The organism is Methanosphaera sp. (assembly GCF_022768985.1).
Taxonomy (GTDB): domain Archaea; phylum Methanobacteriota; class Methanobacteria; order Methanobacteriales; family Methanobacteriaceae; genus Methanosphaera.
Genome location: NZ_JALEKL010000004.1, coordinates 133,022 through 154,097 on the forward strand (window position 1 = coordinate 133,022; position 21,076 = coordinate 154,097).

At 29.8% G+C, this 21,076-nt stretch carries 22 protein-coding genes; 4 read left to right on the top strand and 18 right to left on the bottom strand.

The window, feature by feature from the left end; genetic code table 11:
- Positions 1-14: 14 nt before the first annotated feature.
- The 5 genes from MRZ80_RS01860 to purE all read right to left on the bottom strand — a co-directional run bounded on the left by MRZ80_RS01860 (position 15) and on the right by purE (position 4,923).
- On the bottom strand, positions 15-425 hold the full coding sequence (locus tag MRZ80_RS01860; RefSeq protein WP_292535640.1) for a hypothetical protein: 411 nt from the start codon (positions 423-425) through the stop codon (positions 15-17).
- Positions 418-1,767 carry an AIR synthase-related protein gene (locus MRZ80_RS01865; protein ID WP_292535642.1) on the bottom strand — a complete coding sequence of 450 codons (1,350 nt, stop codon included), beginning with the start codon at positions 1,765-1,767 and terminating at the stop codon, positions 418-420. The genes MRZ80_RS01860 and MRZ80_RS01865 overlap by 8 nt, the downstream gene beginning before the upstream one ends.
- Positions 1,768-1,939: 172 nt before the next feature.
- A complete protein-coding gene (gene hisH, locus MRZ80_RS01870; protein ID WP_292535644.1) occupies positions 1,940-2,542 on the bottom strand; it encodes an imidazole glycerol phosphate synthase subunit HisH in 603 nt (200 codons plus the stop codon).
- Between the two features lie 45 nt (positions 2,543-2,587).
- The gene (locus tag MRZ80_RS01875) at positions 2,588-3,871 is read right to left on the bottom strand and encodes a UbiD family decarboxylase (RefSeq protein ID WP_292535646.1); all 1,284 of its coding nucleotides are present in this window, start codon (positions 3,869-3,871) and stop codon (positions 2,588-2,590) included.
- Between the two features lie 29 nt (positions 3,872-3,900).
- Positions 3,901-4,923: a 5-(carboxyamino)imidazole ribonucleotide mutase gene (purE, locus tag MRZ80_RS01880; RefSeq protein ID WP_292535648.1), complete on the bottom strand. Its 1,023-nt coding sequence runs from the start codon at positions 4,921-4,923 to the stop codon at positions 3,901-3,903.
- Positions 4,924-5,152: 229 nt separating this feature from the next.
- Between purE and MRZ80_RS01885 the strand changes: the two genes are divergently transcribed.
- Together MRZ80_RS01885 and MRZ80_RS01890 are read left to right on the top strand one after the other, a co-directional pair.
- Complete coding sequence (locus MRZ80_RS01885; protein ID WP_292535650.1) at positions 5,153-6,961, top strand: glycosyltransferase; 1,809 nt, start codon at positions 5,153-5,155, stop codon at positions 6,959-6,961.
- Positions 6,962-7,474: 513 nt separating this feature from the next.
- A complete protein-coding gene (locus tag MRZ80_RS01890) occupies positions 7,475-8,500 on the top strand; it encodes a sugar phosphate nucleotidyltransferase (RefSeq protein WP_292535652.1) in 1,026 nt (341 codons plus the stop codon).
- 111 nt (positions 8,501-8,611) lie between these two features.
- Here MRZ80_RS01890 and MRZ80_RS01895 read toward each other — a convergent pair whose 3' ends face one another.
- From MRZ80_RS01895 to MRZ80_RS01955, 13 genes are all read right to left on the bottom strand, one after another.
- Positions 8,612-9,277, bottom strand: coding sequence for a fibrillarin-like rRNA/tRNA 2'-O-methyltransferase (locus tag MRZ80_RS01895; RefSeq protein WP_292535654.1), 666 nt, complete (start codon positions 9,275-9,277; stop codon positions 8,612-8,614).
- An 18-nt stretch (positions 9,278-9,295) separates the two neighbouring features.
- On the bottom strand, positions 9,296-10,543 hold the full coding sequence (locus tag MRZ80_RS01900; RefSeq protein WP_292535656.1) for an ATP-binding protein: 1,248 nt from the start codon (positions 10,541-10,543) through the stop codon (positions 9,296-9,298).
- An 87-nt stretch (positions 10,544-10,630) separates the two neighbouring features.
- On the bottom strand, positions 10,631-11,785 hold the full coding sequence (gene coaBC / locus MRZ80_RS01905) for a bifunctional phosphopantothenoylcysteine decarboxylase/phosphopantothenate--cysteine ligase CoaBC (protein WP_292535658.1): 1,155 nt from the start codon (positions 11,783-11,785) through the stop codon (positions 10,631-10,633).
- Between the two features lie 58 nt (positions 11,786-11,843).
- Positions 11,844-12,452 carry a hypothetical protein gene (locus tag MRZ80_RS01910; protein ID WP_292535660.1) on the bottom strand — a complete coding sequence of 203 codons (609 nt, stop codon included), beginning with the start codon at positions 12,450-12,452 and terminating at the stop codon, positions 11,844-11,846.
- Positions 12,453-12,489: 37 nt separating this feature from the next.
- Positions 12,490-12,903, bottom strand: a complete 414-nt coding sequence (locus MRZ80_RS01915) for a hypothetical protein (protein ID WP_292535662.1) — start codon at positions 12,901-12,903, stop codon at positions 12,490-12,492.
- Positions 12,904-13,160: 257 nt separating this feature from the next.
- Positions 13,161-14,009, bottom strand: coding sequence for a prephenate dehydratase (pheA, locus tag MRZ80_RS01920; protein ID WP_292535664.1), 849 nt, complete (start codon positions 14,007-14,009; stop codon positions 13,161-13,163).
- A 169-nt stretch (positions 14,010-14,178) separates the two neighbouring features.
- A complete protein-coding gene (locus tag MRZ80_RS01925) occupies positions 14,179-15,003 on the bottom strand; it encodes a CBS domain-containing protein (protein ID WP_292535665.1) in 825 nt (274 codons plus the stop codon).
- A 233-nt stretch (positions 15,004-15,236) separates the two neighbouring features.
- On the bottom strand, positions 15,237-16,223 hold the full coding sequence (gene bsh / locus MRZ80_RS01930; RefSeq protein WP_292535667.1) for a choloylglycine hydrolase: 987 nt from the start codon (positions 16,221-16,223) through the stop codon (positions 15,237-15,239).
- A gap of 49 nt (positions 16,224-16,272) precedes the next feature.
- Positions 16,273-17,181 (bottom strand): CBS domain-containing protein, encoded by a 909-nt coding sequence (locus MRZ80_RS01935; protein ID WP_292535668.1) that lies wholly within the window; start codon positions 17,179-17,181, stop codon positions 16,273-16,275.
- Positions 17,182-17,234: 53 nt separating this feature from the next.
- A complete protein-coding gene (locus tag MRZ80_RS01940; protein ID WP_292535670.1) occupies positions 17,235-17,804 on the bottom strand; it encodes a CBS domain-containing protein in 570 nt (189 codons plus the stop codon).
- 444 nt (positions 17,805-18,248) lie between these two features.
- Entirely contained in the window at positions 18,249-18,959 is a 711-nt protein-coding gene (locus MRZ80_RS01945; RefSeq protein WP_292535672.1) for a 7-carboxy-7-deazaguanine synthase QueE, read from the bottom strand.
- Positions 18,960-18,971: 12 nt separating this feature from the next.
- On the bottom strand, positions 18,972-19,454 hold the full coding sequence (locus MRZ80_RS01950) for a 6-pyruvoyl tetrahydropterin synthase family protein (protein WP_292535837.1): 483 nt from the start codon (positions 19,452-19,454) through the stop codon (positions 18,972-18,974).
- Between the two features lie 66 nt (positions 19,455-19,520).
- Positions 19,521-20,087: a DUF366 family protein gene (locus MRZ80_RS01955; protein WP_292535674.1), complete on the bottom strand. Its 567-nt coding sequence runs from the start codon at positions 20,085-20,087 to the stop codon at positions 19,521-19,523.
- A 260-nt stretch (positions 20,088-20,347) separates the two neighbouring features.
- Here MRZ80_RS01955 and MRZ80_RS01960 point away from each other — a divergent pair, with 260 nt between their 5' ends.
- Together MRZ80_RS01960 and MRZ80_RS01965 are read left to right on the top strand one after the other, a co-directional pair.
- Complete coding sequence (locus MRZ80_RS01960; RefSeq protein WP_292535675.1) at positions 20,348-20,656, top strand: hypothetical protein; 309 nt, start codon at positions 20,348-20,350, stop codon at positions 20,654-20,656.
- Complete coding sequence (locus MRZ80_RS01965; protein ID WP_292535677.1) at positions 20,595-21,074, top strand: hypothetical protein; 480 nt, start codon at positions 20,595-20,597, stop codon at positions 21,072-21,074. Before MRZ80_RS01960 ends, MRZ80_RS01965 begins: the two co-directional genes overlap by 62 nt.
- Positions 21,075-21,076: the final 2 nt, after the last annotated feature.

The following is a 21,076-nucleotide window of genomic DNA, read 5'->3' on the forward strand; positions in this document are numbered from 1 at the left end:
GGGGAGTTTAAGTTTTAATCAAATATTGTTAATTGAAAGGTGTATTCACCAATAATTTTTTTTGATGTGTATGTGTTTTTATATTCATTATCTGTTTCATTAAGTATGATATGTGTCATATTTCTATATTCATATGAAAAAATGAAGTTATGTGTATATGAATGTATTGTTTTATTAATTTCAGATACATGGTGTGTTTTATCTTCATTTTCATCTATCTTATATGCAAGGTTTTCAAGAGGTGATGTATCATAATTGGATCTACTATCAAGAATTTCAAGTACATCACCAGGTGTGTTTATCTTAGTGTTACTTTCAACACCACCCATCTGACCATAAATAAATACACTAAACATGACAACAACTGCTAAAATCACAATTGCAAATATCATATCATAAACTAAAAAATATCCCTTCCTATTCATAACGAGCTTTTATACTGGCTACAATTTTATCTTTTTTTGCAATAGCATCCCTTGTTTTTTCATCAATAATACGTGATGATTCATCAAAATCATTATCTGTTAACTCATCAATAATCTTCTTAATAGGAGTATATGCAGCTTCCCTAAATTTAGGTTTAAGAACTTCCATACTGCCATCAGCATCTTTAATGTAGGTTTTTTGTGTATCTGTAATTTTTCCAATAACATCTGTTTTAATATTATTATCATTTAAAAGATTCATAACATTCATGTATTCATCCTTATCTACTATAATCATAAGTGAATCAATAGATACACCAAATGGGTCAATTTTAAGATCATCAAGCATACTGAGAACTTTAGGTTCAATAAGATTAAGGATATTTTCACGATAAAGTTCTATACCAAGCTTTGTTGTCTTATTAATTTCATTAGCATCACCATTAATACCACCATTTGTAATGTCTGTCATTGCATGAATAGCACTACTATTTGGATATTCATTAAGAAGTTTTGCAGCTTTTATGAAATCAACATTCATTGTACATTCAATAACATCAGGGTAATTATTATAGATTGATGTTGTTGTAATTGTTCCACCACCAGATCCCTGTGTCATAAGAATAATATCACCCTTTTGTGACTGATTTCTTGCAGTTGGCATCTTATCTGATGATCCAACAGCACCAACAGCACCTGTAAGTCTGTCACCAAGAACCATATCTCCACCAATACGAAGTGTACTACCAGATATTAATGGTACATCAGTTAACTCTGATACTGCACAAATTCCTGCAGTAAAATCAAGAATTTTACCAATATCTCCATCATCTGCAAGGTGAATATCACTTATAAGTCCCACTGGATTTGCTCCCATTACACAGACATCACGTAGTGTTGCACGTGCTGTGTGAAATCCTGCAAGAAATGGATAATCTCCTAGTCTTGAATGTATTCCATCTATTGCTGTTGTTATGTAGTATGTATCATCTACTTTTATTACTCCACCATCATCTTGTTGTGTTGGATCTACTATTGAATCCGTCTTTGTATTTTCAATAATTTCTGCAATTTTACTATGAACATAGAAATCTCCAACTCCTCTTGATCCTACACCAAATTCTCCCATTTTAATGTTTGTATGTGGATATTGCATTAAATCCTCAATTTGTGTTGTATCTATGTTTTGTGTTGTTTTAATTTCATCATATACTACATTTGCAAGTTTTAATGCTTTATCATCTGGTATGTTTTTGTAGTATTTGAGAATTTCTGTAAGCTTTTCTATTGTTTCATCTTTATCTTTGTTAATGTTTGATCTAACAAATTCTTCTATATCCATAATTATTACCACTATTATTTGTAATACATTTAACATAAAATTGTATGATTATTGTTTTTGTATAAAACTCATACATATTATTTACTAAATATATAAAACATTTCTATTAAAAATAATTCAAAAAATAAATTAGAAAGATAAAAAAAATAGTGAAGGGGAAAAATTCCAATATTTATTCTATAAGATTAACAAAACGTCTAAGAATTTCAAGACCATTAGCACCACTCTTTTCAGGGTGGAACTGAAGAGCATGAACATTGCCACGACCAATAGCAACAGGAACATCATGACCATAATTAGTATAAGCTGTAATAAGATCTTTATCTTCAGGATCAATATAGTATGAATGAACAAAATACATATACTTATCATCACAGCCACGAAGCAGTTCACAATTATTAGATTCTGTGTCATTAACTCTTATCTGATTCCAGCCCATGTGAGGAATTTTATAGTCTGCTGGAAGATCAAAACGTTTAACACTACCTTTAAATATGTTAAGACCCTCAATATTCTCTGTTTCTTCACTTTCAGAAAAAAGCATATGAAGACCAAGACAAATACCAAGAAGAGGCTTATCATCTGCAATATGATCAAGAACAATATCCTTATATTCAATAAGATTGTTCATAACAGCACCAAATGCACCAACACCAGGAAGAATAATTGCATCAGCATCAGCAATAGTCTTCTTATCTGATGAAACAACAGTATCTGCACCTATCTTTTTAAATCCATTGTGAATACTACGGATATTTCCACTACCATAGTCCATAATTACTATATTACTAATAAAAATACATCTCCTTATATTTAGTTTTTATTTTTCAAGTGTTTGACTTACACGTTCATAATCTTTAAGATTTCTAAATGACTTTGTAGCATCAATACCCATCTTAGTTGTAGTACCATCAGCTTCAGATACAGGATCAAGTGATGAACCACGAGCCTTAGGAATAATAATTACATCATCATCTGCTTTAACACGTGTTGCAATAGCATATTCAACATCATTAGGATCAAAGATGTCAATATCATCATCTACAATAACACAATGCTTTAATGATGGATGAGCAGAAAGTGCTGCCATAAGAACATTCTTTGCATCTCCTTCTGTCTGCTTTTTAATAGAAACAACAGCATGAAGCCAACAACATCCACCCTCTGTAAGAACAACATTCTGTACTGTTGCAAGAGTATTTTTCACACTATTATATATACGTGGCTCCTGTGGAAGACCCTGAAGAAGCTTATGTTCATTACCAGCAGGGAGAATTGCATGATAATATGCATCATCTTTAAAGTGCATACGACTTAATTTAATAACAGGTTCATCACGTATTTTATCATATGTATCTGTAAGATCAACAAATGGTCCTTCTGATTTTCTTTCATTTGGAAGAATCTTACCTTCAAGGAGAATTTCACACTCTGGTGCCTGAATATCTACAGTTTCACAGTTAACTAGTGTTAAATTTCCATCTTTAAATGTATTTGCAACTTCAAGTTCATTATCAGATATGGAGATACTTGTTGTTGTAGCAAGAAGAGTTGAAGCTTCAAGACCAATAGCAATAGCAATTTCTAGTGGTTTTCCCATTTCCTCAGCTTTCTTATAGTAGGTGTATAGATTTCTTGGCACAATTCTAATTCCAAGTTCATCTTTACCATTTACAACCATTCTATGAATAGATGCATTTGTCTGTCCTGTTGTTGGATCTTTTGCAATTACAACACCTGCTGTAATATATTTTCCCATATCCTCAGGGTAGTATTTAAGAATTGGAAGTTTTGAAAGATCTGCATCCATACTATTTGCATACACATCAGAGAAATCCTTAATATCTGTTATTTTTGTAGGATTATTTGTTGCTTCAATAATTGAATTTGTAAGATTATCAACAGTTGTATCAACAGATGCTGCAATTTTAGCTCTTGTATTACATATTCCTGAGATAATATTCATGTCACAATCCTTAATATTTGTAAATACTACTGTGTCATTTGGATATTTTTTAAGAACTTTTGTAATTTCATATTCACATGAAAGTTCCTCATCAATTGTAATTATTTCATCTTTATCTATCTGGTCAATTAATCGCATAATCAATATCTCCCCTATTTTTTTCTATTCTATTCATAGTAGTTGTTTCTGTGAAGTGAATTTAAGAAGTTATTTAATGCTTCTTTTATGTCATCATCATAGATTGAAAGTATTCTTGCAGCAAAGAGAGCTGCATTTTCACCAGCATTAAGTCCCATTGTAGCTGTAGGAACACCAGGTGGCATCTGTATCATTGAAAGAAGTGAGTCAATTCCCCTAATTTGGTTGTTTCCACATGGAACTCCAATAACAGGCTTTGTTGTAAGTGATACAACAGCACCAGAGAGAACTGTTGAAAGATTTGATACAACAATATATAAATCCATTTGATCATCAACATCACTAATATATTTTTCAAGTCTATCAGGTGATCTTGTTGCAGAAATTACCTTATATTGACTTTTAATGTTGAGTGTATCAAGAGTTTGTGTAATTTTATGTACAGTATCCATTGTAGAGTAATTACCAGATACAATTAAAACACGTGTATCTTTGTTACATTCAATTGTCTTATCACATTTTTCAACTTCATGTTCTGTGCGTTTTGTACGATTGTAATGTTTTGATGCAATTTTTTCTATAACATCTTTTTCTGCATCTTCCATTTTCTGTTCATATGATTGACGTTTTATTTTAAGTGCATCTTTCATGTCCTTATCATTACATGCAATTATCTGACATGCAAGCCATGCAGCATTATCTCCTCTGTCAATTCCCATTGTAGCAACAGGTGTTCCAAGCTGCATTTCTGTACTTGATAGTAATGCATCTATTCCTCCAACATTAGCATTTACAGGAACAGCAATTACAGGCTTTGTTGTATATGCTGCTATAACTCCTGGAAGATGAGCTGCAAGTCCTGCTATTGCAATGAATACTTCTACTTCATCACTACAGTTGCGTACTATGTCTTTTACTCTGTTATGTGTTCTGTGTGCTGATGCTACTCTAAGATCATAGTTTACTTCCATCTCTTCAAGTACTTTTACTGATTTTTGTGCAATTTTATAATCTGATCCACTTCCTAGTATGATCATTACTTTAGTTTGCATTATAATTAATTCCCCTTAAAAATTGAATTTAAAAAAATAAAAATTTTAGTTAATATATTTATATATCCCTTATTTTTTATTAATTTTTTTTATATTATATAAAAAAATAATTTATATTATTATAAATATAACATTTTATTATTAAGTTAATAAAAATTAAATTCAAGTTAGTTATTTTTTTAGCTTATAATTTTTTTATAATCAACAACCCAAATGGAGTATTAATAAATTGCAATTTTTACCACAATTAGTTCTAATTATGCTCGTATTGCTTGCTTTTGCCGGTTTTCCTAAGAAGTCAAAAAAGTATGATATGGCATCTGTTGTAATTCCTGCATTTAATGAAGAGGAATCAATTGAGCATGTAATTAGTGCTGTAAAACAAGTAGATGTAATTGATCAAATTATTGTCGTAGATGATGGATCGAAGGATAATACTGCATCTATTGTATCTAAAATACCAGGAGTACTTCTTATTAAACATAGAACTAATAAGGGTAAAGGTTCTGCAATGAATACAGGACTTAAAAAGGTTAAAAATGAGGTTGTACTATTTCTTGATGCTGATCTTCGTGAAATACAAAAACAGCAGATTGAAACAATAGTAAAACCTATCCTTCAGGGAAATGCTGATATTGCAAAAACCAAGTTTAAAAGAGAAGCAGGACGTGTAACAGAACTTACAGCAAAGCCACTTTTACAGTTTTTCTTCCCAGAGCTTAGCTTTGCACAACCTCTTAGTGGACAGTTTGCTGCAACTAAGACATTTCTTGATAAGATAGATCTTGAAAATGATTATGGTGTAGATATTGGTATTGTTCTTGATGCTGAATCTCTTGGCATGAAGATTGTAGAAGTTGATATTGGTGATATTGTACATGATCATTCAACACTACAAGAACTTAATATTATGGCAAATGAGGTGGTACGGACAATTGTTGATCGTGCAATAAATTATGGACGATTAACTATGGTTGATGATCTTGGAAATTCAATAAGAATGGAAATTATGGGATTATCACTCATTACACTTGGAATATTTGGTATATTTTTCATTAAATTTATGAACTTATATATTTCAATTTTAATAATACTAGCAGGTCTTATAATTGCCATTTATCATATTGTGCGTATTGTTAAGATGTCAATTCATGTTTATCGCCGAAGTAATCTTTCAACACGTGACATGTTTAGGGTATTTATGAAGACACATTTTCCTGTTGTAATATCAGTTCTTATCTTACTGCTTCTTATGATATCTCTTCTTGGATCTGTAAGTATTACATCAAATCAGATATCAATTGAGCCTGTAAGTAAAAATATGATCATACCAACATCCTCATCATCTACATCTTCATCACAACAGCAGCAGAGTGTTGATGTACGTGGACCTTATAATGTTGCAAATGCACTTGAAAATGAAGAGGATCTTATACGATTGCCTCTGTCGGCTTCAAATACACTGCAAGCCCAGTATGGTGATTATGTATATATTAACAATGAAAGATATCAACTAGAGCAGGCTGTAAATCATGAAAATGATCTTCTCAGAATTCCTGAGAAAGCTCGTCATGGTCTTGAAGTTAAAGTTGACATGACAATTCGTGATTCTGACTTAAAATCTGTATTTGAGGATTCATATCTTGTAAAGAATATAAAGGTAGATCCTAATAATGTTAATAATTCATCACATCTTGATGTTAATCATACAAATATTAGTGTTGGTGAACATTACTCACAAAATGCAACAGAGGGCAATATATTAACTGTTTATGTTAATGATACAGAGGTAGGAAAAACAGCTGCAATTCTTAATGAAAATAGTACATATTCAATATATATTAATGGAGCAGCTATGTCTAACTTGAATATTAATAAAACAACAAATGGAACCATATATAATACAACATATAATAATTCAACTGTTGAAGTTAAAATGGAGCCATCAGATGTCAATGCAACTTTAGTATTTGCTGATGATGATTCATATGTTAAATTCCTTAATATTCACATTAATGATAAAAATTCATATAAATAAGTAGTTGAATTAGAGGACTGTATAATCTCCCCCACTTTTTTTACTTTTTTTTAGAGAAGATTGTTATAGTGAAATAAAATTTTTATAAAAATAGATTTTTAAGATAAACTTTTTTTCTAAAAGTAGTTTTAATACTAGATGATATAGTGTTATGGAGTTATCAAATCTAGTATAAAAAACTGATATGTCATCAAAATTATAATTAATTCTATTAACTTCTAACTATTTAAAAGGCTTATATGATCTTAATTGAGGTATTTTAAAGTAGATTTTAAAATATTCGAATTTAATTAAAGTATTAAATTTTTTTGGAAATTAAATAAAATTAATATAAATTTAGGACATAGTTTTATTTAGAGAAATTTAGTAAAAATAGAAATAATTTTTATGAAATTAAAATTTTAAGTAAAATTAATAAAATTTATTTAATATGACAATATAAAAATATAGATTAATATAGAAAGAAAAATTTTTTTAAAGTTTTTTTCTTGATAAATAAACAGAGTGATACAAATGAATGAAACCATAGGAATGATACTCTGCGGTGGATTTGGAAAAAGATTACGTCCTGTAACTGAAACAATTCCAAAACCACTTGTAGAACTTAAAGAGGATTACACAATACTAGATAAACAAATATTTGACTTCAAAAGTGCAGGAATTAAAAAAGTAATTCTATTAACAGGTTTCCTTGGAGAAAAAATCGAGGAAAGATATGGTAATAGCTACATGGGCGTAGAAGTAGAGTATGTAAAAGAAGATCAACCACTTGGAACACTCAATGCTATAAGACTTGGAATGGAACACATTAGAGAAGATCAACAATGTGTAATAAGAAATGGAGATGTAGTTGCAGATCTAAATATTAAGAAAATGATTGAAGATGGTGAAAAATCTCCATTTGACTTTACAATATTTGTAACACGAATGGTTTCACCATATGGAATAGTAGAACTTAGTGGAGATAAAATCACCTCATTTAAAGAAAAACCAGTACTTGACTACTACATAAATGGTGGAATCTACTTCTGTAAAGGAAAACTTGACTTTGGATCATACAAAACAGGAGATATAGAAAAAACATTATTCCCAGAGCTTGCAAAAGAGAAAAAACTAGGATACTACAAGGAAAATGAACTCTTCTGGATGGCAGTAGATACATCAAAAGAACTTCAACAAGTACAAAATGAATATAAAAACAGAGAAGATAAACCTTGGGGATATGAAAAAGTACTTATTAGTACAGAAAAATATCTTACAAAAGAATTATTCCTAAAAGAAGGATATCAGACAAGTTTCCACTACCACCCTAATAAGGATGAAACAATGTATATTGTAAGTGGTAGAGGTTACATAGAATTTGAAGATAAAAAAGAATATTTCAGCACAAAAGATACAGTAAGAGTAGAACCACAAACTGCACATACAATTGTAGCACTTGAAAATACAGTATTACATGAAGTTTCAACACCTGATCTTGATGATACAGTAAGAATAAAAGACTACTATGATGCTGAAACACCAACAGGTAAAAGATAGAAATTTAATTTATATTATGTGAAGAAAGTTTACTCTTCACATCCTTAACTATTTTTTTTAAAAAAAGAATTATGTGAAAAATAATATTTTCATACTTTTTCACTTAGTTTATTAGAATGCTTTTTTACAAATATATGCTATATGATCTTTCTCATATGGATCTAGTTTTATTTCTTCAATAATTTGTAAACCCTCTTGTTTTAAAAGCTTTTTCTGTTCTTTAAAAATATCATTAGGATTACGTGTTACATCAATACTTCGAGCTTTAATCATTAATATACCAATTGCATCTTCTTTTGCAAAGAGTTTAAAATTATCAATAAACAACTGAGTCTGACGAGCCTGAGCAACATCACTATAAACTACATCAACAGCCTCAAGAAAACTCTGATATTCAAGAGGACGAGTAGCATCACCAAAAAGTGCAATTAAATTAGGACGATCCTTAGATACATCAAGAAACTCACGAATCATGGTAGCAGAAAATTCCACACTATAAATTCTACCCTCTGTACAAATATCAGAAATATGAGACGGTGTAGTACCTGCTGATGCACCAAGATATAGAACTTTACTGTCACGTTTAAAAGGAAAAGTTCTAAGACCCTTAATTATAGCAGCAGCAAGCTTTGAACGTCTAGGATTCCAGAGACGAAACTCCTTATCTTCATATGTAATAAGCTTTTCTTGATAAATACTCTTTCCAGGATTTAAATTAACAGTAGCAATCTGATTATCTATCTGATATACATTTTCTCCAATTTCATTAATCTGCATAAATTTAACTCCTCCATTTTAGTAATTAAAATCTCCCTTATGTAACTTTCTCTTGTTACGTTTAGCCTTCTTACCATACTTTTTACGTTGTTTTTTCTGTTTTTTATCCTTCTTAGACTTCTTAGATGATGTGGTATTCTTTGAATTTTTACGTTTAGGAAATGGATTGTCTTTCTTAATTTTTTTAACTTTTTCATCTAAATCCTTAATGAGATTATCGTCAACCTCCCCATTACCATATGCATCCTTTCTTGCTGCAATAGCAATCTTTGATGCAACAGCACGAGCAATCTTACCACGAACCCACCAATTAGATCCACGAATACTAGGATGTTGGAATATAATACCATGCTTAGGAGGATTTTCACCAGTTTTAAGATGACGGAAGGTAGCCTTTTCTGCTCCAATAATTTGAATAGTACTAGATGGAAGTCTTGCAAGAGATTCAAGACCATTCATATGAGCAATAAGCTTTGCTGAAATATTAGCACCAGCAACACTATAAAGGTTAGGTGCAACTTCCTTAATCTTTTCATCAATATATTCTTCAAGCATATTTTTAGTATCATATAACTCACAAAGTGATGCAGCAAAACTCTTAATAATCATAAGATCAGAGTCTTTAACTTCAATATCATCGTTTGCATCAATAAAATCAATATTACTATTTTCTAGTAGTTTACTTTCTTTTATAGCACTACGTGTAGTTTCAGTAGCAATTAATTTTGCATAAAGCTGTTGATTGTGAATCTTATCAAGTTCTGGAAGATAAGGCATACACCATTCATGAAGTCTTTCAATAAGTTTTCCTGTTGTTTCATCAAGTTCTTCAAGAGAATTAATAGTTTCAACAATCATTACATCATTCATCTTAATTGAACTTTGAATCTCATCGCGTGTAACTTCATTAAATGCATAGTTCATCTGTGATGTAATATCATCACTATCTTTTAGGTCTGTAATTTCAAATAGAATCTCATCAAGATTTGCACGTATAAAACGACCAGCAGTAGTAGTTTTTTCAAATACCAGATTTTCACATTCAAGGTGTGTGTAAAGTGAGGAATTGCTAGTTTCAATGATAACTTCATCATATTTATTGTGAAGATCTAAAATTAAATCCTTTTTTTCATCTAATAACTTATTTTTCCTTATTTCTTCAAGCTTTTGTTTTTGATTATCTTCAAAAAGTCTATAGGCAACGATATTATTTTCATTATCCGTCGCTATAAAACCAAAGCTTGTAGTTGTAATATAGCATATCATATTTAATATTTTTAGTTTTGTTATTTAATTAAATTTTATAAAAAAAGTAGTAAAAAAAGAAGGTTGGGTGTGGAAAATATTTTTTTTTTATATTGAATCATAGATCTTGTCAATAATTTCCTCAGAAACATGACGTTTAGAACTTAATTCAACTTTTGATACAACATCATTCTCATCAATAATGTAAACTTCATTATCATCACTGCCAGGACCTGCACCTTCAGTTAGGATGTCATTTGCAATCATAAGATCAGTGTTGTATTTTTCCATTCTATCTTTTGCTTTTGCAATTAACTCTTCCTGTGTTTTTGCAGCTTCTGCTTTAAATCCTACAACATAGATGTTAGGATTAATTTCTTTTATTTCCTTAAGAACTTTAGGTAGTTTTGTAAATTTAACTGAAATATCATTATCAGATGATAGTTTTCCATCTTTCTTATCTATTTTAAAGTCTGATATTGCAGCAGCTGAGATGTAGATGTCAGCTTCATAGATTGTACTTTTAATTACTTCCATCATTTCATCTGTAGATTCAACATCAATTCTTTCAAATACACTAGGAACATACGTATCAATACGTCCACATACAACTGTTACATTTGCACCTTGTCTGTATGCTTCTTTTGCAAGTTCAATACCCATCTTACCAGAGCTTCTATTTGTAATACCACGCATATCATCAATAGCTTCAAATGTTGCACCAGTTGCAACTACAACATTAAGTCCTTCAAGTTTCTGTTGTGATACTCTTCTTTCAACTTCAAGTACAATATCACGTTTATCAGGGAACTTAGCCTTATTTTCACTATTTACAGGTTCAAGGAATGTAACTTCACTATATTTATCCTTAATTTCATTAATTTTATCCTCAATTGCATGATACATTGAAATATGCATTGATGGAACAAAGAGAATAGGTGTTCTATATCCATTTGCTGTAAGAAGAAGTGTTGTAACTGCATTATCTGCAATTTTATTTGCAAATTTAGAAACTGTATTTGCTGTTGCTGGTGCTACAACAATAAGATCTGCCTTTGCATTAATTACATGTTCAACATATCCTGTAAGTTTTGTTGTAACAGGATGTTTTGATGCAAATTCCATTGATAGTGGTGTTATAATATCACATGCAGCATCAGTCATAAAACATTCAACATCAAAGTTGTGTCTTTGAAGTTCATGTATAAGTTTTAAATCTTCTGTTGCAGCAATACTTCCTGTGATACAAAGAATAATTTTCATTTTAATCTACTACCTCATATTTAAGTTTCTTTTCTATTTATTATCTGTTATTTTTCATTTAGTTATTGATGTATTTATTTATTGCATTTTGAACTGATGATGAAATCTGATTTATGATATTGTCATCATTGTCTTGCTGTAATTTAAATGTACCAGCAATTAAGTCATAGTTAACTCTTTGATGTTCATATTTTTCAACAGGTGTTGAAAAGAGTAATACATAGATCTTGTTGTCTTTCATCTTAATCCATGTAGCAACATGTTCTTTTTGTGATCCATCACCCTCATTTGTAATGTATCTTTGCATTAAAACAGATTGATTGTTAATACTACTGTTTTTATAGTCAAGTTCAATATAATTACCACTCTGAACTAGGTATTTCTTGTTAAATTCAGATGCATTATAGATATCAGCACCAAATGATGATGGAACCTGTTGTATAACAACTGATGTTGCAGGCTCACTTGTACATGCAACAGCACCAATACTTCCCTCTGCTACTGATTTTGCCTCAGTCCATGTGTCAGGATAATTAAATTTAATTCCATTTTTTTCATACTTCTGACCAGGAACAGATAAATCATCAATAACACTAGATGCAATAAGTGCAAATATTATAAGAACAATAATTCCACCTACTGTCATTATTACTTTAGATTTTCTCATTTTATTACTTCCATTAGCTTTAATATAATCTGACTATTTAATCACTTGATCCACCATTTGATGATCCACCATTTGATGATCCTCCAGATGATCCTCCTGATGATCCTCTAGATGATGAACTACCACTACTAGATGATTTCTTAGATGAACTACTACTTGCTTTTTTTGTAGTTGTCTGTGTAGATGTTGATGACTTCTTAGTTGTAGTTTTTGTCACAGTTGCCTGTGTTGTATTGTTTGTAACATTAGTTTGTGCTGACATATTTGCAGCTTCAGCTGTTGCATTAGGACCAAATGCTGAATCTCCAACTGTAATATTTATCTGAGTTTTATTTTCAACACTATGAAGTGTTGATACTCCTGCTACAATACCAATTGCAAATGCAAGTATTACAAAGAGTATTATAAGCTTTCTTCCAGTTCTTTTACTGACAACATCATAGTTTGCCACATCTTTAGATTCAACCTTTGTATATTCATCTACAAAGTCATCATATAATTCTTTCTTCTTAGCAGTTTTTTCTTTAATTGCAGATCTACTAAAGCCTTTAGCTTCTTGAAGTTCACTAACAGCTTCCTTATTTCCAAGTTTTCTTTCATATCTGATTCTTAGAGTGTCATATTCTTCTTGAGTAATATAGCCTTGTTCTTTCTGCTTTTCTAAATTTTTTAATTTTCTCTCTATGTTATGTTGAGAGTCACCCTTATTTATTTTAATTCCCCCATAGCAGTTGTAGTTTCATAGGAACCTAAAATCTTAAAAATTTTAACTTTCTTTTCAACTTTTTTAAGAACTCTAGAAACATGGGAATCTAGCCTATGTCCTTCCATGTCAATAAAAAACAAGTATTTACCCATTCCTTCCTTTGAAGGTCTAGATTCAATCCTTGTAAGGTTTATATTTTCCTTTTTAAATTCATATAGGATTTCATATAATCCTCCAGGCTTATCATCACATAAAGAGATAATTATTGATGTTTTATTGTTTTCACCTTTAGTTGTATCATTATCATCTTTTGATAAAATTACAAATCGTGTTACATTGTTTGAATAATCTTGAATATCAGAATCTAGTATTTCAAGATTATATTTCTCAGCAAGTGATTTGTTTCCAATAACAGCAGCTGTTGATATTTCAGTTACATATCTTGCAGCTGTAGCAGTACTTGCCATACTTTCTGTAGGCTTACCTGTACTATTAATATATCTACGACACTGTGCAATTGGCTGTTGATGTGAACATATCATTTTAATATCATCTAGTGTTCTTCCTTTCTGGACAAGTAGATTATGTCGTATTGGAAGAACAAGTTCCTTAATAATTTTCATATTAAAATGAGTTAAACAATCAAGAGTTATTGAAACAGAGCCTTCTGTAGAATTTTCAATAGGAACTACAGCAGTTGAGATATTTCCAGCATTTAAGTCTTCAAATACACTAAGTATGCTAGGATATGCTTTTATGGCATCTGTGTTATTGTTAACAACAATCATTGCTGCTTCATGTGAAAATGTACCTTCAGGACCTAAGTATCCAACTTGTTTATTTTTATTCATTAATTATATAATATATACAATTCAATTAATTAATTCTTTTATTTATTTTGAATAAATTCTATTACTAAAAAAAAGTATTAATTTAAATAAATTTTTAAAACTAGAAAAAAAATGGTTGGAGGGGAAGAATATATTCTAGATACCTAAAATATTTAAATTCAAATTGTATCTAGTAGTTTCCTCTTTTTCTACTGTGATCATATACAAAGTTTAAGATATCTGATTTTGTAATAATACCTTGTACTTTGTTTTTATCATCAGATACAGGAATTCCACTGAATTCTTCACTTACCATAGTATTTGCAACATCTGCAATTGATGCATCTTTTGTTGTTGTAGTTATGGTTTGTGACATTAATTCTTGTACAAATAAGTTTCTAATCTGTGTTGCCTGGTATTTTTCAGGTACACGTTTTTTGAAGTCAATTATTGTTTTTGTAAGATCCTTATCTGTTACAATTCCTGCAATTGTTCCTGAATCAACAACTACTAATCTTGAAATTTCATTATCTTTCATTAATCTTCTTGCATGTACAAATCTTTCATCAGGTCCTATTGTAACAACTCTTTTTGTAAGTATGTCTTTGATGGATGTTTCTGTGTATACATCATCAGTTAAGTCTTTAAGGAAGTCTGTTTTTGTGATCATACCAACAATTTGTCCATCATCAACAATAGGTATTCCACCAATGTGATTGTCAACCATCTTTTTAAGAACTTGTAATTTTGAATCAGATGGAGCTGCTGTTATTACATCTGATGTCATTATTGTGGAAATTCTCATGTGTGTAAGTGGTACTTCTTCATATTTTGCAGATGCAATTTTTATTGCCATATCTGCTTCTGTTATTATTCCCACTAACTCTTTTGTTTTTGGTGAAATTGCTGGAAGTCTGGAAATTTTATGTTTTTGCATGAGTTTTAATGCATCTATTACTGTTTGATCTTTATTTACAGTTACGATATCTTTAGCCATTATTTTTTCGATTGTCATATACAATCAGCTCCTTTATGTTTGTTTAAATTTTATTAAAGATCACAACCAATTACTTTTTTGGTCATGATTTTTCATTAATAATTAATCTTATATCTAAATATAGAATTATTTATATTTTTATGACTTTTCTATAAGAAAATTATTAATAATTAATACATCTTTGTGTATTTTTTCAAGTTTTCATATACAAGTTACATAATTGTTTAATTAATATTGAATTAATTATTGAATTAATTTTGATATTCCATTTTAAGTTCATCAATGTATTCAAATTTCTTAATTTCACATCCATCAAGATCTTCATTGTCCATTGATATAACATGTGGTGTAAGGTTATTGTATGTTGTGTAGATATATTCATGTTTTTGAAGTATCATACATGAGGTATATATTGTTATATCATCAGATCCCTCAGATATTACAGCACCAACAGGCATTGCAACAGCTTGAAGCATACGATTAAATTGACTTATGGCAATATTAAGATTTTCAGGATCATCTATCTGTGATTTTAAATATGCAATTCTTATGAATCTGTCAACACCAGAATATCCACCAGGAAGTCCTTTTGTTCCCATACCCACACCCATTGGTTTAAGTTCACACTCTAACCAGTTGGTATTTTCAGGTTGTGTTGGCTTTATTGAAAGATAATCATTAAGATTCATTAAATGCCAGTCAAAAGATGGGGAGTTAGTTAAAACTCCAAGTGGATTGTCAAATACTTTCAGTCCATCTTTTGTATTTTCAATGACAATTGATTTACCAGTTGTGTCTGTTACCATCCAGTGTAGTGTAGCTTCTGGTGTATTTTCATTTAGTGGATGATTTATAATTGCAAGATTCTCTGTTGCCTTTTTAACCTCATCAACACTGGCAAAGTTTGAAAGAACCCAGAAGATAAATCCATGTGCTGAAACATTAACTTTATCATCATCTATATCACTTTCAAAGTATGCCATCTGTGGGAAGTTAAGACCTGCACATGCAACTCCTTTTTCATTAAATCCATCAGCATAGCATGGGAAGTTATCAATTATTGATGCCATTCCCATAGATGCATATTTTGGTTGTTTTTCTTTGCCATCAAATTCATCAATATATTTGAAATTACGTGGTGTAATTATAACACTCTGATTGAACTGGTATGCAAGATCCATATTACGTCCAAAAAGTGTGTATTCATCCTTAGTTTTTAAAGTTAATCCTGTACACATTGTTTTTATCCTCCTTTTAGTTAATTATAAATACATTCAACTTCTAAGTCTATTCTATTATTGTTTTAAGTAAGTCACGTACTGTGATAATACCTTCAAGTTTTCCAGTTTCATTATCTACTACTGGAACACCTTTAATATCATTTTCTTCCATTATTTCAATAATATCTTCTGTTTTTGCATATTTATCTGTTGTAATTACATCTTTTTCCATTAATTTGTCAATGGTAATGTCAACAACATCATTTCCTTCATTAGAGAATAATTCTGTGAATAATTTGTGATCTCCAATGTATTTAAGAATATCTGTTGCTGTGATAAATCCTAGTAGTTTTTCTGTATTATCTTTTGGATCTTCACCAACAATTGGAATTCTACGAATAGAATTTCTTACCATAATCTTAGTTACACCTTCAATTCTTGTACCTGGTGTTGTTGTCATAACATCAGATGTCATTACATCTTCAACATCACTGCCTGCTATGATATTTTTAAGTTTTCCAACAACATCTCCTTCTGTAAGCATTCCAACAAGTTTGTCATCATCATCAACTATTGGAAGTCCACCAATTTTAGATTCAAGCATCACAGTTGTTGCATCAACAATTGTATCTTTAATATTAAGTGTTTTAACACCTTTTGTCATAATTTCACGTATTGGTGCATTTATTGCAGAGAGGAAGTTTCCCTCATATTTATCTGTGATAACTTTATATTTTTCTCCTCCACCAAAGAAGTTAAGAATATCCATTGTTGTAATAATACCAAGTATTTTACCAGATCCAGGATCTGTTATTGGTATTCGACGAACATTGTTTTTTGTCATCATATTTGCTATGTTAATAATTGATGTACTAGCTGGTGCTACAATAACATCCTTGATTGCTATGTCTACTATGTTACTTTGATTTAGTTCATTTGCATCATCTCTGAATTTTTCAATTATTTTATTTTTCATATCTATCACCTACATTTTGTTTGTTTAATAAATCTGTGTCCATTATTATCTTCTTATTCATCAAGTTCCTCATCAATACATTCACTACAGACGTATTGTCCGTCATATTTTCTTAGAGTGTCGTATGCTCCACAGTTTTCACATACTCCTTCATCTATTGCTTCATCATCGTCATAGTTTCTATGTTCATAGTATTTATCATCAATATCTTGACCTTCCATGAATAGTTCTATGAGTTCTGGTGATACTCTAACAATATCAGTTAATGTTAGCAGTCCTTTTAATTGTTCATCTTCAATTACAAGTACAACTTTACACTTGTTTTTGATCATGGTTGTTGAAGCTTCAGCAAGTGAAGTATTAGGACTTATTGATACATAATCTTCCATCACCATATCTGCTGTTATATCTTTTGGTGATATATTTTTTGATACAACTTTTGAAATAATATTATTAGTTGTAACTATTCCCTTTACTTTTTCATCTTCTATAACCACGGAACTTATATTGTTTTGTGTCATCATCTCTGCGATTTCTGAGATTGCAACATCACTTGTTGCCTTAATAACATTGTATGTTATTGCATCTTTGATTCCAATATTTTCTCGTAAATTTAAATCCATGTTAATCAACTCCGGGTTAGTGAACTAAAGTTGATTTAATTTTCTTTTTTAGTTCATTATTTTTTTAAGTTTTCTTTATTAATTTCAATTAATTGATGAGGTTTAAGTTTTTGAAAATAATAATCCCAACCTAATGAATAGTATAATTTTCCTTATTAATATAATGGTTATTATTTTATGCTAAAAAATTACAAATAAATTATTTCATAATTTGTGTTATAATTTTATGTGAATTTTCATGGATTTTATGGTCTAAAAAAAGAAAAACTATAATAGAATAAAGTATAAATATAGTAATGTTGAAACTTATTTTTATAATAACTTTAAATAATATTAACCTTAATTAATTCTTATTTTATATAAAACTAGCAAGATAATACTCTATTTCTAATATAATTAATTTAAAAAAAGTTAAGGGGAAGATAAATCTATTTTTTCAATGTTTTATTCAACATCTAAATACTTATGAATTTGAGGAATAATTGAGACATTAAATTCAACACCCATAAGCTCTGAAATTCTAAATAAATTATCTTTAGATGTCCATAAACTCATAGGACTTACAGGTTGGATAATGATATTAACATCACACTTTACATGCATTTTTATATCATCACGAACTTTTCTAATAATATCAAGGGGTGTGGTTGGTGATACTACAATTTTTATGTAATAATTAACATTTTCCTCTTCAAGAACATCAATAGTTTTTAATTCATTTGCATATACAGACTTCCATTCATCCTCACAACTAAAGTGTTCTGGAAGCTTAATATCCATAGATACAAGATCTATAACATCAGATATTTTACGCATATTTTCAGGTAATGTAGCATTAGTTTCAAGCATTGCCTTATATGGATATTTTCTTAGAAACTCACCAATATATTCATAGCTAAGTAGAGGTTCACCACCTGTTATTTCAAGTGAATGAAAATCAGTACTCATAAGTGACTCTATTTTATCATTTAACATATCATATGAATATTCATCACCTACAACATCACTAAGACTTTCTTGTGTATCACAGTATTTACAGTTAATATTACATCCTGCAAATCTAATGAAAATCTGTCTTTTTCCAATAAGTTCTCCTTCACCTTGAATACTTGAAAATACTTCGATTATTCTTGAAATAACACAACACCTCCCCATATTTTTTTTTATCTAGAATTCTTTATGATATGATGCACCCTGTCCAATTCCTTCATTTACTTGTACTTCAATATATTCAAGAGTGTCTGTATTTTCTAATTTTTTAACAATTTCATCTGTTATATATACACTGAGTGATTCAGCAGTTGTAGCATCGATTGGAAGAAGTACAACATCACATTTTGGAAGTTTATATTCAAGTTCACCAAGAACTGTAAATTCAACAGTTTTATCATCTTCATATGTAACTTCAAGATCTGGACTTTCAACAGGTATTAGTACTCTGTGATCAAGACTTTTACATACACTACGTGTTATAGATTTAAGTTCTTTAAAGTCAATTACAAATCCAAATTGTCCTGATCTTTCACCTTCAACTTCAACATCTACAATATAGCTGTGACCATGAATTTTTCCACAAGATTCATGTCCTATTACCATGTGTGCTGCTGAAAATCTTAAATTTGTATGAATTCCATCGAGATTTACTTTCATTTTCATAATATAATTTCCCCTATAAATTTAATCTTCATTATCTAATCTTCATTATTTAATTTATTTTTAGAATACTTTTGTTTTAGTAATATCTTTCATTATAGTTTCAATAGTTTCAATGTATGTATTTGCAACCTTATCTTGAAGTTCATAAACATCATCCATTGAAATACCATTATCTTCAAGAGATGCAACATTAACATCAGCTGGTGTTCCTTTCTTTGTAATATTAACAGCAAAGTGGATTTTCATAGCACTAATTGATGCTGTTGCAATAGATACAGATAACTTACCATTATCAATAAATATATCATCACCATCTTGTGTAGTTTTAATACCATAATCAAGAAGTTTATCACGCATAATCATAACAAGCATGCGTTGTCTGTGATATGCAAGCTTTAAATTACCAGGCTGTTCATCAAAATGCTCAACAATAAAATGAAGCATCTTATTTCCTGTAATATCAAGACCTACATCTTCATAGTCAATAAGGTTATCACCAAGAATATTCATAGGACCTACCCATGAAACAATAGTTGAATCTTTCACATTAAATTCCTGAAATGCCCATGATGGATTAATTTGACTACCATCATATTCATTACCATCTTCCCATTTTAAAAATTGCATTTTATCATTTCCTCTATTATAATATTATTTATATAATTTTAACTTTAAAAAACTAGTTTAAAAATATTCCAACATTTAACTATAATATATTAAAATGAAACTATAGAATAAATCTTTCCACACCCACCACAAATTAAAATAAATATAGTACTTTTAATAGCATTAAATTTAATATAAATAGATAAGATAACTTTATTTAATAATTCTAATGATTAAATTAGACTTTTAAAAATTAATAAATTATGAGGGAGTAAAAAGCAATGCGAGATAAAATGAAATCACCACTACTAATTGCAGTAGTTATAATTGCTATAATTGCAATAGTTGGAATATATTCATTTGCCACAGCCCAGACATACTCAAATGTAACAATGGATGGAGTTAAATGTGAAGTACCAAAGGCAAACATAACAACACAAAAAGTAGATAACTACCAAATCTATGATGATAAGCAAAACAACTTCAAAATAGTAGTATATGACCTACTTGAGGAAGATCCACAATTTAATGAACTTAAAAATACAGCACAACAATGCAACAGCAGTAACAAAAGGAAATCTAACATATAATAAAACCTCATCAGGACTATGTAGCTTCTATAAAAACTATGAAAACAGGTATGTGCTAATTACAACAACAAATGAAGATGTAATGAAACATGTACTTGAAACACTAAGTGTAACACCACTAAAAATTGATGACATACTAAATTCAAACGATACAAACTCAACAAATGATCAACTAAAACAACAAGCACAAGCAGCAGTAAAGTCAGCAAAAGCAAAAGGTGGAGCAAAACAATACACATCAGGAGATGATGGATACTTCTACTCACCACAACATGATGAATACATTAAACATTATACAGGAAAAGATGGTCTTGATCATGTAAAAGGAAAAAGTGGATGGGATCAATCATACGATCCAAACACAGGGTACATGACAACAAAAGATAAAGATGGAAATGTATACTATGATGAGATGTAACA